Annotated in this window: 14 protein-coding genes and 1 tRNA gene; 6 read left to right on the top strand and 9 right to left on the bottom strand. The window is 57.7% G+C overall.

Annotated features, from left to right (window positions below; all coding sequences use genetic code 11):
• Positions 1-117: 117 nt before the first annotated feature.
• The 3 genes from ACN0TA_RS06030 to ACN0TA_RS06020 are packed head-to-tail and all read right to left on the bottom strand — an operon-like array spanning position 118 to position 3,124.
• The gene (locus ACN0TA_RS06030; RefSeq protein WP_417580816.1) at positions 118-1,326 is read right to left on the bottom strand and encodes an NAD(P)/FAD-dependent oxidoreductase; all 1,209 of its coding nucleotides are present in this window, start codon (positions 1,324-1,326) and stop codon (positions 118-120) included.
• Positions 1,323-2,153, bottom strand: a complete 831-nt coding sequence (locus ACN0TA_RS06025) for a metallophosphoesterase family protein (RefSeq protein WP_417580814.1) — start codon at positions 2,151-2,153, stop codon at positions 1,323-1,325. Before ACN0TA_RS06025 ends, ACN0TA_RS06030 begins: the two co-directional genes overlap by 4 nt.
• Positions 2,153-3,124, bottom strand: a complete 972-nt coding sequence (locus ACN0TA_RS06020; RefSeq protein ID WP_417580812.1) for a diacylglycerol/lipid kinase family protein — start codon at positions 3,122-3,124, stop codon at positions 2,153-2,155. The genes ACN0TA_RS06025 and ACN0TA_RS06020 overlap by 1 nt, the downstream gene beginning before the upstream one ends.
• 154 nt (positions 3,125-3,278) lie before the next feature.
• On the opposite strand from ACN0TA_RS06020, the gene ACN0TA_RS06015 reads away from it, so the two are divergent.
• On the top strand, positions 3,279-4,724 hold the full coding sequence (locus ACN0TA_RS06015) for an MFS transporter (protein ID WP_417580810.1): 1,446 nt from the start codon (positions 3,279-3,281) through the stop codon (positions 4,722-4,724).
• A 23-nt stretch (positions 4,725-4,747) separates the two neighbouring features.
• On the opposite strand, the gene ACN0TA_RS06010 is transcribed toward ACN0TA_RS06015, so the two are convergent.
• Together ACN0TA_RS06010 and ACN0TA_RS06005 are read right to left on the bottom strand one after the other, a co-directional pair.
• Positions 4,748-5,464 (bottom strand): RlmE family RNA methyltransferase, encoded by a 717-nt coding sequence (locus tag ACN0TA_RS06010; protein WP_417580808.1) that lies wholly within the window; start codon positions 5,462-5,464, stop codon positions 4,748-4,750.
• A complete protein-coding gene (locus tag ACN0TA_RS06005) occupies positions 5,454-6,653 on the bottom strand; it encodes a Ppx/GppA phosphatase family protein (RefSeq protein WP_417580806.1) in 1,200 nt (399 codons plus the stop codon). The genes ACN0TA_RS06010 and ACN0TA_RS06005 overlap by 11 nt, the downstream gene beginning before the upstream one ends.
• A gap of 410 nt (positions 6,654-7,063) precedes the next feature.
• Between ACN0TA_RS06005 and ACN0TA_RS06000 the strand changes: the two genes are divergently transcribed.
• Complete coding sequence (locus ACN0TA_RS06000) at positions 7,064-7,480, top strand: hypothetical protein (RefSeq protein WP_417580804.1); 417 nt, start codon at positions 7,064-7,066, stop codon at positions 7,478-7,480.
• Between the two features lie 146 nt (positions 7,481-7,626).
• Positions 7,627-7,700 (top strand) — tRNA-Gln (locus ACN0TA_RS05995).
• 121 nt (positions 7,701-7,821) lie between these two features.
• Here ACN0TA_RS05995 and ACN0TA_RS05990 read toward each other — a convergent pair.
• The 3 genes from ACN0TA_RS05990 to ACN0TA_RS05980 all read right to left on the bottom strand — a co-directional run bounded on the left by ACN0TA_RS05990 (position 7,822) and on the right by ACN0TA_RS05980 (position 11,197).
• A complete protein-coding gene (locus ACN0TA_RS05990; RefSeq protein WP_417580802.1) occupies positions 7,822-8,160 on the bottom strand; it encodes a hypothetical protein in 339 nt (112 codons plus the stop codon).
• An 83-nt stretch (positions 8,161-8,243) separates the two neighbouring features.
• Entirely contained in the window at positions 8,244-9,071 is an 828-nt protein-coding gene (locus ACN0TA_RS05985; protein WP_417580800.1) for a hypothetical protein, read from the bottom strand.
• A 1,034-nt stretch (positions 9,072-10,105) separates the two neighbouring features.
• Positions 10,106-11,197: a response regulator gene (locus ACN0TA_RS05980; RefSeq protein WP_417580798.1), complete on the bottom strand. Its 1,092-nt coding sequence runs from the start codon at positions 11,195-11,197 to the stop codon at positions 10,106-10,108.
• Positions 11,198-11,358: 161 nt separating this feature from the next.
• Between ACN0TA_RS05980 and ACN0TA_RS05975 the strand changes: the two genes are divergently transcribed.
• From ACN0TA_RS05975 to ACN0TA_RS05965, 3 genes are all read left to right on the top strand, one after another.
• Complete coding sequence (locus ACN0TA_RS05975) at positions 11,359-12,339, top strand: hypothetical protein (RefSeq protein WP_417580796.1); 981 nt, start codon at positions 11,359-11,361, stop codon at positions 12,337-12,339.
• Positions 12,340-12,449: 110 nt separating this feature from the next.
• Positions 12,450-13,037 carry a molybdopterin-dependent oxidoreductase gene (locus tag ACN0TA_RS05970; RefSeq protein WP_417580794.1) on the top strand — a complete coding sequence of 196 codons (588 nt, stop codon included), beginning with the start codon at positions 12,450-12,452 and terminating at the stop codon, positions 13,035-13,037.
• The gene (locus tag ACN0TA_RS05965; RefSeq protein WP_417580792.1) at positions 13,034-14,401 is read left to right on the top strand and encodes a sensor histidine kinase; all 1,368 of its coding nucleotides are present in this window, start codon (positions 13,034-13,036) and stop codon (positions 14,399-14,401) included. Before ACN0TA_RS05970 ends, ACN0TA_RS05965 begins: the two co-directional genes overlap by 4 nt.
• Before the next feature lie 17 nt (positions 14,402-14,418).
• On the opposite strand, the gene ACN0TA_RS05960 is transcribed toward ACN0TA_RS05965, so the two are convergent.
• A complete protein-coding gene (locus tag ACN0TA_RS05960) occupies positions 14,419-14,991 on the bottom strand; it encodes a hypothetical protein (RefSeq protein WP_417580790.1) in 573 nt (190 codons plus the stop codon).
• Positions 14,992-15,121: the final 130 nt, after the last annotated feature.

Raw genomic sequence — 15,121 nt, 5'->3', positions numbered from 1 at the left:
TCGTCCGATAAACGGGGAACACTACCAGTTGTCAACGCGATAAAAGCCCTTTTAAGGCGTTTCCACGGAACTGATGGCCCTCATGGCAGCAAAAAACGCACCGATGCGGCCATTCGATCATAGAGCAAAAATGTCAGCATCGGCGTCGACATGACCCGCCAACGCCGTCGTGACAAGCTCGGCAGCGATACGTGAAAAGGTAATACCATTTCCACCGTAGCCCATCAGCGCGAAGATTTTTGGCCGATGCGGGACCGGACCAATCAACGGCAGACCGGTGGTCGTATTTCCAAAACTGCCTGCCCAAGCAAATTCTGGCGTTGGATCGATGGATGGGAGCAGCTTGGCCAGCTTTGCAGTAATACGTGCCGTTTTGTCCGCAATCAAAGCGTCACGTCGGGCCTCGTCCTCGAATTCAGCATCCTCGCCCCCGCAAATGATGCGGCCATCATGGGTGGTGCGAAGGTAAAGGTAGGGGTCTGACGCCTCCCAGATCAAAGGCTCGCCTGGAACCAAATCCGTCCTCTTTTGCCGTCGCGTGGCAATTGCCCAAGTGGATATTATGCGGTGACGGTCTGCCGGTACGATATCGGTCAGTTCATATCCGGTGGCCAGAACAACGTGCCCGGCGGCAATCTGGTGACCGGACTGCGTGGTCACGCGAACGCCCTCGGGTGTGTGAACGAAATCGGTTGCCTGTTCGGGTGCAAAAAACCGGCAGCCTCGATCCAGCGCGCGCTCGAGAAGTCCCGACGTGAGCTTGACGGGATCGAGAGCGAGGTTGTCGCGGCTCAAAATTGCCCCTGCCCTGTCGATCCCGTAGGCATCCGCCAGTTGGCCGGCGGTGAGGTAGTCAGCCGAGAGACCGGCAGCCGCGCGGGCTTCGGCTTCTTCGCGCAGGGCATGACCAGTCAGAATGTTGCCAGCCAGAAAAAGGGTTTCGCGCGGCACCATGTTACACTCGATCTCCAGGGCCTCGATACGTCCCCTGAGATTGAGCACAGCCAGCCTGGCCCGTCGCCAGGCCCGGAGAGCCTTGTCCCTTCCAATGGCCGAAACGAGTTGGCGCAAGGGCACGTCAATTTCGTACTGAACAAGCGCCGTTGTTGCAGGGGTTGAGCCCTCTGCCGGACCGCGCCTATCGATGACAACGACATCATGACCGGCGGCGGTCAGTAAATCTGCCGCCATGGCACCCGATATTCCGGCCCCCACGATCAAGACATCAGTCGTGATATCGCGTTCCAACGGTTTTTCAGGAATTCTGGCGGTGCGGTAGCTCAGCCAGACGGGCTGGCCGGTTCGCAGATCGAGCGTGCGCTTCAAGCTGTTTCCTGCGCCTTTTCGAGTGTCGCCCAGCCCTCGCCAGACCATTGACGAACCCTGATGGTGATTTCCTGCCCCTCGATATCTATGAGGTTGTAAGCATTTGGCTCGCCACGCAGGCGCGTGGATGTGGTCGAAGCAGCCTGAGCGACCAGAATGTGGCCCTCGCTGCTTTCGCGCGGGCCGGAAGGTACAGCTTCGCGCACCTCCCCGGCATGGGCGTGGCGGCGGACGTACGACATGTGAAAATGGCCCGAAAGTACGAGCCGCACCCCGATCCGTGAGAAGACCTCCAGCGCCCTGTCGGCGCGGCGGACCTTCTGCTGGTGGCGGACCATTGGCTCTTCGGGATGCATGAGCGGATGATGGGCGATCACGACTTTGACCGTCTCATCGGGCACTTGCGAAAACCGGTTTTCCAGACGCTCAAGCTGAGCTCTATTGATGGCACCGTCAGACCAGTTGAGGGAATGAAGATTGGCGCGGCGGGACGTCTTGAGCCCGGCAAGCGCAACGCCGTCTTCATGCAGGAACGGTTCGAGTTCGGCGCTGATGTATTTTCGATAATGACCGTAGGGATTGATGAAGCGCTTGACGAGATTGCGTTCGGGCACATCATGATTGCCGGGAACAGCAATATATGGCGCTGGCAATTGATCGAGAAACTCTCGGGCACGGGCAAATTCGGCGGCGCTTCCGATCTGTGTGAAGTCCCCAGAGATCACAACAAGATCGGGGTTCTGAAAAGCGATTTCCGATGCCATTGACGCCACGACGTTGTCGTCGTGCCGACCGAAATGCAAGTCTGAAACATGAACGAGTCGCATCAGGCCAATTGCCCCGCCGCTCCCGGGTGACCGGCCACTTCTGACTGTTCTTCGGCAATTTCTTCCTTCACCGCATGAAGGGGCGCAAGCACCGAAAGGGCACGGGGATAAATCTTGAATTGCAAAGGCGCCTCCATGGACTGGACTTCACCGTCGATCATCAACTGAAGTCGTGGTTTTTTGGTGCGGATGGTGACTGAGCGCGCTGTCGAGATGCTGAGCGCATCATAATCGCGCCAATGGCCCGCCAACATGCCTGTCGCCAGCCTGAATACATCGCCGACGCGCAGGTGGCGGAGAACGTAGATCGTCAACAGCCCGGTATCGAGCTTGTCGCGATGGAAAAACCGCCCCAGCCCCTCGTCATAGGCGTTTGAAGCGACGGCGATGGCCTGCACGCGCTCAACGCGGGACGCTCCATCGCCCGTTGCGATCTCCAACGCCAACCGGCGGGCGCGCGAAATGCGGCGGAAGAAATATCGGATAAAGCCGATCTTGGCGCCAACCCCCTGACCGCGAATATACTCGCGACCGGCCGCCAATTCGGGAATAACCCCGATGACCGCCTTATGCAGAAAGATGGTGCCATTGACTTCGGAAACGTCAATCGAAAGCGGCTCCATATCGCGCAGTGCACCAATCGCATCGTTGAGATCGAGCGGCATGCCCAAATCACGCGCCAGCAGATTGGCAGTGCCCAGCGGCAGAATTGCAAGGTTCTTGTCGGAATGGATAACGGCAGTTGCCAGCGCCGTAACTGTGCCGTCGCCACCCGCAGCGATGATCGTATCTGCATCGCTTTCAATGGCGCGGCGGATGCGATCCGACAGCTCGGTGCCCGGATCCGCATCGATGGTGACCTCCATCCCGTGCTCGGCAAACATCGCCTTGAGGGAGTCTGACGTCACCCCCAGCGCCTGCACGGTGCCGGAGTTGACGTTAAGGACGAGATAGAAGCGGCGTTGCGACATAATGTGTGCCCGATCGGTGAAACCCGTTGCATCAACGCGCGGGAGGGTCGAAAGGTTCGATGGGCCAAATTTATCCCTTCAACTCATTGTCACGCACGACCTAAACGGCAATGATGGGCGCAATAAAAATAACATCTATTTCTGGTTCGGTTCATTGTCCCGCCTTATCCCGCTTATTCTGGCGGTCGCCCTGTTCATGGAGAACATGGACGCGACGGTCATTGCTACATCCCTGCCTTCCATTGCAGCCGACATCGGCACGACGCCAGTGGCGCTCAAACTGGCTTTTACCGCCTATTTCGTTGCGCTTGCGATCTTCATTCCGATCAGCGCGTGGCTGGCCGACAAGTTCGGCGCCAAGACAGTTTTCCGGGCCGCGATTCTCGTTTTCATGCTCGGTTCGATAGCATGCGCGTTTTCCGGCTCACTGTCCGAATTTGTCATGGCGCGTTTTATCAAAGGCATGGGCGGCGCGATGATGAGTCCCCTGGCGCGCCTCATCCTGTTGCGCACGACCGAGCGCAAGGATCTCGTCAACGCCATGGCGTGGCTTACGATTCCGGCACTGATCGGGCCGACACTGGGACCTCCCATAGGCGGATTTCTGACCACATTCCTGTCCTGGCACTGGATATTCATCATCAATGTGCCCATCGGTCTTCTCGGCGTTGTGCTCATCACCAAATACCTTCCCGAGGTCGAATCGGCCACGCCACGCCCTATGGATTTTCCTGGGTTCTTTCTCTCGGCCATTGCCTTTTCCGGGATCGTGTTCGGGCTATCGCTGCTTTCAATGCCGGTCCTGCCTCTTTGGGTCGCCATCGTTTCCACAAGCGTCGGGCTGGTGGCGGCTATCGTGTACGTACCCTACGCCCTGCGCATTGAGCATCCGCTTCTGGACCCACGGCTGTTCCTGCACCCGTCCTACCGCGCTGTAGTGCTCGGGACGTCGCTTTTTCTGATCGGTGCGGGCGCAACCCCGTTTCTGCTGCCGCTCATGCTGCAGGTCGGGTTCGGGTACACCCCGTTCGAATCGGGCATGATCACCTTTGTCGGGGCTCTTGGCGCCTTGTGCATGAAGTTTATCGCCAAGCCGATCTACCAGCGCATAGGCTTTCGTACTGCCCTTATCGCTGCCGGTGTCTTGTCCTCACTGGGACTGGTCATCAAGGGGACTTTCATGCCCCAGACGCCAGTTGTTGTGATGATGCTCGTGATTTTCATTGTTGGGATCGTGCGGTCACTCTACTTCACTGGCCAGAACGCCCTAGCATTTGCAGATATCGATGACAACGAAGCAGGCCCGGCAACGGCGGTGCACGCCGTTATGCGTCCCATAGCGACAGCACTCGCGGTCGCTATGGCTGGCGGCGTGCTGGAGCTTTCGAGCCATGTGCGCGGCCAGCCTTTGGGCATGACCGACTTTCACATAGCTTTCTTCGTTATCGCCGCCGTCTCATTTATGGCGGTCATTCCGTATCTACGGCTGGAAAAAGAAGCCGGGAGCGACATTTCGGGCCAACGCACCGCCGCCCAACGGCAGGCAGCACTGGAGAAAACCCAGCAACACGGCTATCAAGGGCGCTCCCCGCGCTTTTGAGGGCGCCAAGGCCAGAACTAGCTTTAGTCCTGCCGCTGGCCCTTAAATCCGCGCGCGACGAGATAGGTTTCGGCCGATTCCGAGCGGCTCGACGGCGGCTTGGCGTGGAACGTTGTTGTAAAATTGCGCTTGAGCATTGCCAACAGCTCATGCTCGGTGCCGCCCTGGAAAACTTTCGCGACGAACGTGCCGCCCGGGGCCAGAACATCGAGTGCAAAATCGGCAGCGATTTCGACCAGAGCGATGATCCTGATATGGTCGGTCGGCTTATGACCGGTGGTCGGCGCTGCCATGTCCGAGAGAACAATATCGGCCTTGCGGCCACCGAGAAGGTCGATCAGCGCCTGGGGCGCGTCATCTTCGGTGAAGTCCTGCTGTAGCAGCGCAGCCCCTGGCACAGGGTCCATTTCAAGGTAATCGATACCAACAACGCTGGGGTTTTCTGGATCGGAATGAACGGCCTTGGCGGCAACCTGACACCATCCTCCCGGCGCAGCTCCCAGATCAACGACGCGCATCCCCGGTTTGAGCAACCCGTATTTTTCGTCGAGCTCCAACAGTTTGAAAGCCGAACGCGCGCGCCAACCTTCGGCGCGCGCGCGCGCGACATATGGGTCGTTGAGCTGGCGCTGCAGCCAGAGCGTCGAAGAGGTCGTGCGTTTACGCGCTGTCTTGACGCGGGTTTTGAGGTCGCGGTCGCCCCGACGCCCCGCGCCCTTGCCTGTGGGCTTATTTGGCATTGCCGCTACCTCTGCGCCTGCGTCCAGGACGGCCGCGCATCCAGACGCGATCCTCCGACATCATTGAAATCAGAATGCCTTCGCGCAAACCGCGATCGGCGACCCGGATGCGCTGGCAGGGCCATTCACGTCGAATCGCCTCGAAAATAGCGCAGCCCGGTATGACGAGATCGGCGCGCTCCTTGCCGATACACGGGTTGCTTGTACGCTTGTCATAGCTCATTGCCAGCAGAACGCGCATCGTTGCGTCCACATCATCGGCGTGCATCCAAAGGCCATCGACTTTGGAACGCTCATAACGTTCAAGCCCGAGATAGAGACCGGCAAGTGTGGTGACGGTACCGGAGGTCCCGAGAAAATGCACAGGGTGGCTGGCCAACATGCCACGCAGTTTTTCGCGACCGCGGAAATGGCGCAACTGTTCAGTTACGTGATTGACCATCGCCTCGAAAATTTCAGGCGTAACGTCAATACCGCCGAATTTTTCGGCAATCGAGACAACCCCGACAGGCAATGACTGCCATGACCGGATAGAAGCTGAAGTCTTGCCTTGATTGCGCGGACGTCCCCCGCGGAAGTCAAGCCAGGCCAATTCGGAAGATCCACCCCCGATATCAAAAAGTATGGCACCAGGGGCATCGGTTTCGATCAGGTCAGCGCAGCCAGTGACGGCCAGTTCTGCTTCGGTTTTGCGATCGACGACTTCAAACGCCATGCCCAGTTCACGCTTCACACGACTCAGAAACACTGCCGAATTAGACGCCGATCGGCAAGCCTCGGTAGCGATGATCCGCGCCCTGACGCCATCGTGCTGAGCCAGTTTGTTTTTACAGATCCTGAGCGCTTCAATCGTACGATCCATTGCGGCTTCCGACAGCCTGCCGGTCTGGCTCAGTCCTTCTCCCAACCGTACGATGCGCGAAAAGCCGTCCAGGACGCGAAACCCGTTCTCGGTCGGGCGCGCAATCAGCAGGCGACAATTGTTGGTCCCCAGATCCAAGGCCGCATAAGTCGGAGCGCGTTTTTTACGCTGCCCTGCGGATTTGGATTGGGATGTCCACCGCGGCACACGCTTGGCGCCCGGTTGCGCCTTGGCGTCTTCGCGTTCATGCCGGACACGCTCATCTGCGCGCTCGCGCAGAGACGCAGGAGCCGCCGGCAGGGCGGTGGACCGACTTGAATCGGTCAACTCGGTTTCTCCGTACTGCCCGGTCGCCGCTGGAAGCACAAGGCAGGCAAGGTGCCCGCAATGGCTCGAATGGAAGGCGCCCGAGGCAGATCATTTCAGTTTCGGATTGAGGGTAGTGCATCATGACGCGCAACGCAACGATTGCCATATGTCTGCCGTCACATGCACCGTCGCCCAGATATCGCCACAAAACTCCAGTTTATGCCGGCCTCACGGGAGGGGGCCGCAATTGAGCACGGTCCACGCATCGACACGATGCAATGTCCCTGTCCTGTTGCGGAAATAATCCCGCGTTGGCGCGCCCGCTATTCATGCGAATGCTCTGCCGATGACTTAACCACAACACCGACCGGCCATGCCAGTGCGCTGGCAACTACTGGCCGGGATCAGCCAAGGACAAATCTAAAGTGATGCGTATTGTCTTTTCGCTTTTGCTTGCTTTCTGCGCCGCCTCGACCATCGCCACCCCGGCCAATGCCCGGGACCCCCAGACCGTTATAAACGTTATGCTCAGTGAACTCGGTAGCGTTCGACCTTCCGGCTGTCCGGGACGCTGGTGCGCGTGCTATCTCGACACGGTGCTGGCCCGCAGTGGCCTGCTTCCGACCGGCTCGAACAAGGCACGCGACTTTGCCAATTACGGCGAACAGGCCAACGCTGGCGAAATCGGCTCGATCATGGTGATGTCGAACCATGTTGGCGTCGTTGTCGGCGATTGCGGCAACGGCCAGGTCCAAATCGTTTCGGGCAATTACTCCAACAAAGTGGCACTGGGTTGCTACAATCCGAGCCGCGCCATCGCCTGGCGCGCACCTGTGACCCACTAGGCGAATAACGCACCCATCTATTTGGTGGGACCGTTGTGACAAAGAAGTGAAATTGCGGGCTTGAAATCGCCATCGTGTGCCGCTAAACAAGCGCCACTTCCTTCGGCCCTTCGTCGAAGCGATGTAAGCGGCAAGCCCGCCTCTGCTGGGGAATAGGTTAACGGTAGACCCACGGACTCTGACTCCGTTAGTCCTGGTTCGAATCCAGGTTCCCCAGCCAATCCTTCCTAAGTCATTGATATCGCTAAAACTCCAGGGTTTCCAAGGGTTTCGCGGCCTATCACTGATCCACTTTGGTGATCCACTTTCTTGCGAAATGTGCATCTCCATAAGTGGCCTCGCTATAGACTAAGGGAAGGAGAAATTGCATGGCATCCGGCTCTAACCTCAAGCGGCGTGGCGCTACATATTACGCCCGGCAGATCGTCGCTGTTGAGCTTCAGCACCTCATGAGAATTCGTGAGCTTATAGACCACCTTTGCCGGTAGTGTGCCGATGGCCGTGGCGATCAGTTCGACGGCAGCGGCAACAGCGGGAACGCGCATGGCGTTGGCAGCGGTAACGGGAACGCCGCTGGCCGAATGCGTGATGCCGAAAATGCTGAGCGGGAAATCGGGATCGGTAAGCGTGTAGCTTTTGCGCTCGAAGAGACGCTTGAAACGGTCGAGGGGATTCGGCAAACGGGTTCATCTCAGCTATTGCGGTATTATGTTACCGCAATATGCCTGAACGAGAACAGAATGTGAATCCCATAATTGAAGATTTAATCGTCAAGGTCTTCCATAAGACTAGCAGAACTACCCTGTGCCTTTAAAACCTCCAATATTTCCAGTGCTTCCTTATAGCTCGTATCTATCGCCATATAGACGGCCTTTGCCTGCATTGGCTCAGATAAGCCATGATGTTTGTTATCAAGCCCCCCCAATAGCTCGATTGCACGTTCCAAGTGCCCTAAACCTTTATACTCAAATCGATCATGTTTCATGCCAAGAACCACAATGCTAAAATTCAAATAGCTCAGCGCCTCAATGTTCTTTTTTGCCTGTTCGACCCAATCGATTTCTACCGAATGCGTTATGGCTAGCGCTTCTCGGCTCTTCCGCATGGCAGCTTTCGTCTCCCCTATTTGCCATATTTCGAATTTTCCATCACACCACCGAAAGGACCGATTGAAGATGTCGACCATTTCGAGAAATTGCGCATCGTTGGCCCGTGTGTCTTCAAGCCGCCGACCTTCTTCGAGCAAGGTGGTCTGCGCCTCGATGAAACTCACGTTGCGTCGGGCTTCTTCGACTTGTTGTGCGGCCACGGCGCGACTTTCTCGCAGTTCCTGCCGCTGGGCCGCTAACTCATTTCGCTGCAACAGAACAGCGGCAACCAACCAAACAAACGCAACGGGCGCGAACGCACCGGCGAACGTGTCGCCCAGTTCGTTAGGCTCAAGGCAGTTCAGCCGGTGCCAAAACCACCATCCCTCCGGGCAGGTATCGGTGCCGCTGAGTAACCATCCAAACACAAAAAGAAGCACTGCGGTGGTTACGAGCGCAATCCAAATTATCGGGCTGCGCCTATCGTTCGCTTGATCTTTCAAGTTCAACTCCCCCAAGGAATTTGCGAGAAGTTTACTCGATTCCAGTTGGCGCCGCCTAAATGAAAAAAGCCGGGACTAGCCCGGCTCCTGGTCATAAAATGACCGACAAAATCGCTGCGATACCAAATAGGCAGGCCGCGATATTTATCTTCACTTCTATCGTGACTTTGGGTTTCATGTCGAAAGCCCTCAGTCCGTGGCCACGGAACCGTAAGGTTGCGTGAAACGCGCCGTCATAACGGATTAACCTGCCGTTGGACGGATCATCAGTGCGCTTCCGGTGTAAGCCTCCACCATCTGCACGTCCCATCGCCGTCCGGCTACCCGACAAGAAAGGCCGCGGTATCCTCCGCAGGTCTTGAACGGACCGGAATGGGACTCGCGGTTTTCCAATGGGATTGTTCTGCTTTGGCTAGCAAGAATTCCGCAAAGGGCGCGAGTTGACAAGAAAGTAGCCGATTCGTTGCTCTTATAGAATGGCCCAAAAAGGTGATCCACTTTGGTCCACTTTTTTGACCGCCGATCTTGATAACCCTTTGAAATCGTTATATGTATCGATCAATAGGTAGGGTCCAGGTTCCCCAGCCAAACTCTCCGCAAGTTGCTGAATTTGCAACCCAACCTCTGCCCAAGAACGAGCGGATTGTCTGGCCACTATGCTTTTTGCTTGCGCTCGATAGTGTTCGAACGCTTGCAGTAATGGAAGAGGCTGGAATGACACTAGAGCAGTCAGATGTCGTCATCCGGCACAAGTTCGCCGAACATCGGGCCAAGCAACATATTGTCGATGTTTTGGGCCATAAGGCCTGAGCGGCTGGAAGTCCGAGATCGGTGCCAGCAGATCCGCTGCCCTTGCATTCAATGTTCTGGCAATTCGCTGACACACCAGTCAGGTTAAGCCGTCATTTGTCGAACACGATGCTGACGGCACTGGAGATCCGGCATAACCTTATCGCGGCTGCGGCAACTTCCACCGCTATCGACAACGGAGTGACAATCACCACCGCAGTTGCAGCGATGTTGCATTGGCGCCCTTAATATACGGATGCTTTGCCCACCACCGCCTGAGCCGGGCCGATCGAAGCGAGGCCGGTAAGGATCAGTGCAACCAGATCGGCTTGCCGGTGGGTCCCTGTCTTGGCAAACAGGTTCCGCAGATGAAACGCCACAGTGGTCGCAGATATCCCCATGTCCCGCCCTATCTCGTCGGTCCGACGTCCGCCAGCCAGTGCCCGGGCAACTTCCGCCTCGGTTGGCGTCAATCCGAAAAGGTCGGACAGCACTACGTTGGAGACGTCCGGCCGGCGCGTGGGGTCGGAGATGAAGAGGACGGCGAGATGCTCCGACGAGTCGGAAACGAGCGGCTCGGGAAGAGAACAGACCGTCAGCAGAAGGTCCTGCGAACTCGATTGCCTTGAGACACAATGGCTCGAAAGAAAGTCCTTTCCACCCGCTGCGGCAGCGCATGCTTTTTCGACAAGGGCTTTCAGCTCCGTATTGAGCACCGCCGAGCCGGGCCGAAGCGCCCCGCCAACGATGAGGCTATCGTTGGCATCCTCCATCTCCATGGCTGCCCGATTTATGAAGGTGATCCGGGACCGAGATGCGACGACCACCCCGAACGACAACATATCGAGGATACGCTCGATTCCCGACCGCCGCTCCGCTGCCGGACTGCTCAAAGCCTTGCGCAACGCCACAATATCGCGCTCGGCCTTTTGGTCCATGCGTTCGACCTGCCCAAGGCGGGCCTTTATCGTGGCGAGCAAGAGATCATAGTCGATGGGTTTGACCAGATAGTCGTCCGCACCGGCCAGCTTTCCGGCTATGACCGATTGGCGTTCGTCGAGCGCCGTCAGAAAGACCAGCGGTACGTCCGCCAGATCGGGGCGATTGGCACGAACCGTATCAAGAAACGTAAATCCATCGAGGTGCGGCATCGAAATATCGCACAGGATGAGGTCAGGCTTTTTTGAATCGAGCACGGCCAGGGCCGCGCGCCCGTCGGATGCTCCACAAGCAGCATACCCCGCTGCCGACAGCTCCTCGATGAGGTCCTGCCGCAAGTGATCCTCATCTTCGACGCACAAGATGGCTTTTTTCGCCTTGCTCGTGGATTCGATCAATTGCGATAGCCTCTCTTCCGGCACAGGATCATGCCCAAAATCAGTTCACACCAACTCTAGTCCAATTCCAACCCTTGCTCCCCCTGCAAACGAACGGGGACGATCCGTCTTCGTCACACTAGGGTGAGACCTGAATCAAACTGAAAGCGGAGTCAGAGCCCATGTGGGATTTCTCGGTCGGTCGCGCCTTGGGGCTGATGCTCAGGACGCTGCCTTTTGTATTGCTGCGCGTTGCTGTCTATTTCGGCGTGGCGGTCGCTTATGTTCTGGCGACTGGTACCGGGGCTGGCATCGGCTGGGGCATTGGCGGCTTCGGCGACGAAGGGTTCAGGGCCGGCACAACCTTTTGGGGTGGTCTTATCGGCTTCGGCCTCACGGCTGCGGTCATGTACCTGCTGCGCGAATATATCCTCTATATCGTCAAGGCAGGTCACATCGCCGTATTGATCAAGCTTCTTGACGGGGAACAGATGCCAGAAGGCCGCTTACAGATCACCTACGCCCGGCAAGAGGTCTCGCAACGGTTTACACAAGCAAGCGTGCTTTTCGGGGTGGATCAACTCATCAAAGGCGTGCTGCGCGCCATCACCGGACTGGTCCGTGGCATTGTAAGCATCCTGCCCATCCCGGGTGCGCAGCAACTGGTCTCGGTCCTTCAGGCATTTCTGAGGATCGCTGTCGGCTTTATCGATGAAGTCATCCTCGCCTACACCATTCGCACCGGTTCCACCAATGCCTGGGCCTCTGCCCAGACTGGGCTGGTCCTTTATGCCCAGAATTACAAACCCATGCTCAAAAATGCAGCGTGGCTCGCCCTTATCGTCTATGGGCTTTCCTTCCTCGTTTTCCTTGTGATGCTGGCGCCGGCAGCACTGGCCGTTTACCTCATTCCCGGCGCCTGGTCGGCGGGGGGCGTCGTCTTCGCACTGCTGTTTGCATGGGCCGTCAAAGCGGCGCTGCTTGAACCCTTCGCGATCACCTGCATGATGGAGGTCTATTTCAGGACCATCCAAGGACAGGCTCCTGATCCGGCATGGGAAGCAAAGCTCGAAAACCTGTCGCGCAAATTCAGGACGATCAAGGAAAAGGCGCAAAATTATCAGCCGCCTCGAGCGAGTGCCCCGGCAACCGAGCCGGCCTGATCCCATGTAAGGGGCGCATCGAAAGCGCCCCTTCAACACCCTTACGTGGACACAAGGCCATATGTCTGGTTTTCTGATGTAAATTCATTGAGGAAACAGAGCGCGGCTCGATGGTGCACAATACTCTTGCCGATATCTATCACAACAACCGGCCAGCCTTGACAGCACCGGTAAGACAAGCGGCGCTGGCGATACTGCGGGCAGCATGCACTATATGTGTGTTTTCCTTGGCCCCCTCGTCAGCCTGGGCGCAAGACCAAACACTGACCGCACCCGAGGGCGAGATTGTCCTCAAGATGACCGGCAATTTATCCAGAACAAATCGCGATGACATGGCGGTTTTTGACCTGGCCATGCTCGCCGCTCTCCCGCCAGCCGTTCTTCAAACGAGCACTGTAGTGACAGATGGCACAAAACGGTTCGACGGCTTTCTAATGCGCGATCTCCTCAGCAGTGTCGGGGCCAAGGGAGAGGTGGTCCGGGCCACTGCGCTCAACGATTATGTCATCAACATTCCGATGGAAGATTTCGAGCAATTCGACGTTCTCGTCGCAACTCACATGGATGGCGAACGCCTTCTGCCCAGCGACAAGGGGCCACTCTGGATCGTCTATCCGCGCGACGACCATGCCCAGTTGCAGGACATCCGCTATGACTATCGGTGGGTCTGGCAACTTCTTGAGCTGGATGTGAAATGAACCGGCGGCGCGACCGCGTGGCCTATGCAGTGGCCGGGGTTGCTATCGTCGCGTTTGCCATCCTTCTCGCGTTTGCCTTGGTCAGGCTGGCCGAGACCGAAGCGGAAATGCGCGAAAGCCAAGGCGACAACATGCTCTGGGCGATATCAAGAACCCAGTCGGCGGCGCTGCTGCTCGATTCCGCCGTTTCCCGCCAGTCAAGCATCCCTCAAGCCGACGCAGAGGTCGCAAGGCGTTACAATGTGGTGCTGAGCAGGCTAGCCCTGCTCTCGGAGGGGCCCCAACTGCGCTATATGCGAGAGTTGGGTCTTGAAGATGAAATTGGAGCCGCGGTCCGAGAGACAAGGGCGCTTGAACCGTTCATACTTGGGCTGTCCTTGGGCGACACCGAAACGGCTGTCGCCATTCACGAAGCCCTGGCTCCATTGATCGAGGGCCTGGGGCGCGCTGGCAACCAATCCATGGTTCAGCAATGGGAGGCCACCGGCGCACGTATGGACCGCCAGCGCGCTGCCATCAACCAGGTCATCATTTCAATCGTGGCGATTATTGTCCTGGGAATCCTTCTCTCGTTTACATTGCTGCGCGCCATGGCCGAGCGCCAGCGCGTTGGACATTTCCTGTCGATCGAACGCGAGACTACGGAACTTTACCGCGGCTTTGTGGCTCTGGTCTCGCATCAGTTCCGAACGCCCCTCGCGGTGATCGACTCGGCAATGCAGCGTGTGCTGCGCAGCGGCGATGCCATGCCGCGCGATGAGATCGACCAAAGGGCAAACCACGTTCGCGTCGAAATCAAGGGACTGACCAGCCTGCTCGACGCCACGCTCGACGTCGTCAGGCTAGACGCGGGACAGGTCACCGCTATGCCGTCTCGGTGCACGATCGATGAGCTTGTCGAACGGGTCAAAGCGCGCCAGCTGGCGCAAACACCCGGTCGCTCGATACGCGTGAGCATAGGGGAAAACGTCCCGCCATATCTGACCACGGACCCGGTTCTCGCCGAACAGATCCTGGCCAACCTTGTTTCCAACGCCGTCAAATACTCCCCGAAAACCGAGTCCGTATCTGTGAGTGTGACAACCGAAAGTCGGGAGATCCGCTTCGCAGTCGAGGATTATGGGATCGGGGTGCCCCATGACGAGCAGGTCAAGCTCTTCAGGCGCTTTTTCCGCGCCAGCACCGCTCAGGGCGTGCCAGGAACCGGTGTAGGACTCTCGACTTCGCACCAGCTTGCGCAATTGCTGGGCGGCGCACTCGAATTTTCCAGCCAAGCCGGTATCGGATCGATTTTTACCCTCAGGCTTCCCGACGATTGGACAGACCCTAACGCGCAGCGCAAGCGTGCGAGATCCATTGCCTGAGAAACATCGCGCGGCGGTCAGTCACCGATTTTGTCCAGGACGAAGTTCTGTAGCATCGTCATGCCGCCGTAGGTCCAGGTCACCCGCCCGGTCAGCGTCCCCTCGGCCGCAGCAAACAGATAGGCCCGAAAAGGAGCCTGAATACCTTCCTGCGAGGTGAAGAAACCGTCTCCCGCGAGCCTGAGCAGGGTCGTTTCGTCGCAACCGAGGATAATTCCGATATCCTCGGCGGCCAGGACCGGCACACCTCCAAAATCGTCATACATCTCCACGTTCGGATAATCGATGGATATGGGATCCAATTCGAGTTCCCTGCCATCGCCGACCAGAACAAGACTGCCGTCAAGCATGAAAACGGATACCTGGCCGCTCTGCACATCGGGAAGGACGACGCTGCCATCGCGTGACACCAGAGTACTCGGCCCAGCCCTGAACGCATATTCCCCAACGAGTTCTTCCAGATCGGGCTGGTACTCGCAGAAAACCATTTCATCGGCCTCTTGCGCCGAAGCGGGCATGGTCAAAAGGCACGCTGCAAGCGCTGCGCTCAACGCCGATGTTGTGAAATTGGTTGAAAGATAGCCAAGCATGATCTGTTTCCTCTCCGGAACGTGGTCCGAACCACGAATGGTCGGTGCACCGCAGCAGCGGCGCTGGCTGGTGCAGGCGACATCAAGATCACCGGCTCATGGTCACCTGCGGTTTTGCTATCGCGCGCGT

The sequence above is a fragment of the Pelagibacterium sp. genome, from assembly GCF_048264985.1.
Lineage (GTDB): Bacteria > Pseudomonadota > Alphaproteobacteria > Rhizobiales > Devosiaceae > Pelagibacterium.
The sequence above is the reverse complement of the archived record's forward strand: the minus strand, read 5'-3'. Positions and strand labels throughout refer to the sequence as shown.

What these genes read in the sequence shown, in the direction of transcription:
- ACN0TA_RS05975 (WP_417580796.1), top strand. Translation starts at nt 11,359, where the DNA reads ATGTGGGATTTCTCGGTCGGTCGCGCCTTGGGGCTGATGCTCAGGACG.
- ACN0TA_RS06000 (WP_417580804.1), top strand. Translation starts at nt 7,064, where the DNA reads ATGCGTATTGTCTTTTCGCTTTTGCTTGCTTTCTGCGCCGCCTCGACC.
- ACN0TA_RS05970 (WP_417580794.1), top strand. Translation starts at nt 12,450, where the DNA reads ATGGTGCACAATACTCTTGCCGATATCTATCACAACAACCGGCCAGCC.
- ACN0TA_RS05965 (WP_417580792.1), top strand. Translation starts at nt 13,034, where the DNA reads ATGAACCGGCGGCGCGACCGCGTGGCCTATGCAGTGGCCGGGGTTGCT.
- ACN0TA_RS06020 (WP_417580812.1), bottom strand. Translation starts at nt 3,124, where the DNA reads ATGTCGCAACGCCGCTTCTATCTCGTCCTTAACGTCAACTCCGGCACC.
- ACN0TA_RS06025 (WP_417580814.1), bottom strand. Translation starts at nt 2,153, where the DNA reads ATGCGACTCGTTCATGTTTCAGACTTGCATTTCGGTCGGCACGACGAC.
- ACN0TA_RS06010 (WP_417580808.1), bottom strand. Translation starts at nt 5,464, where the DNA reads ATGCCAAATAAGCCCACAGGCAAGGGCGCGGGGCGTCGGGGCGACCGC.
- ACN0TA_RS05960 (WP_417580790.1), bottom strand. Translation starts at nt 14,991, where the DNA reads ATGCTTGGCTATCTTTCAACCAATTTCACAACATCGGCGTTGAGCGCA.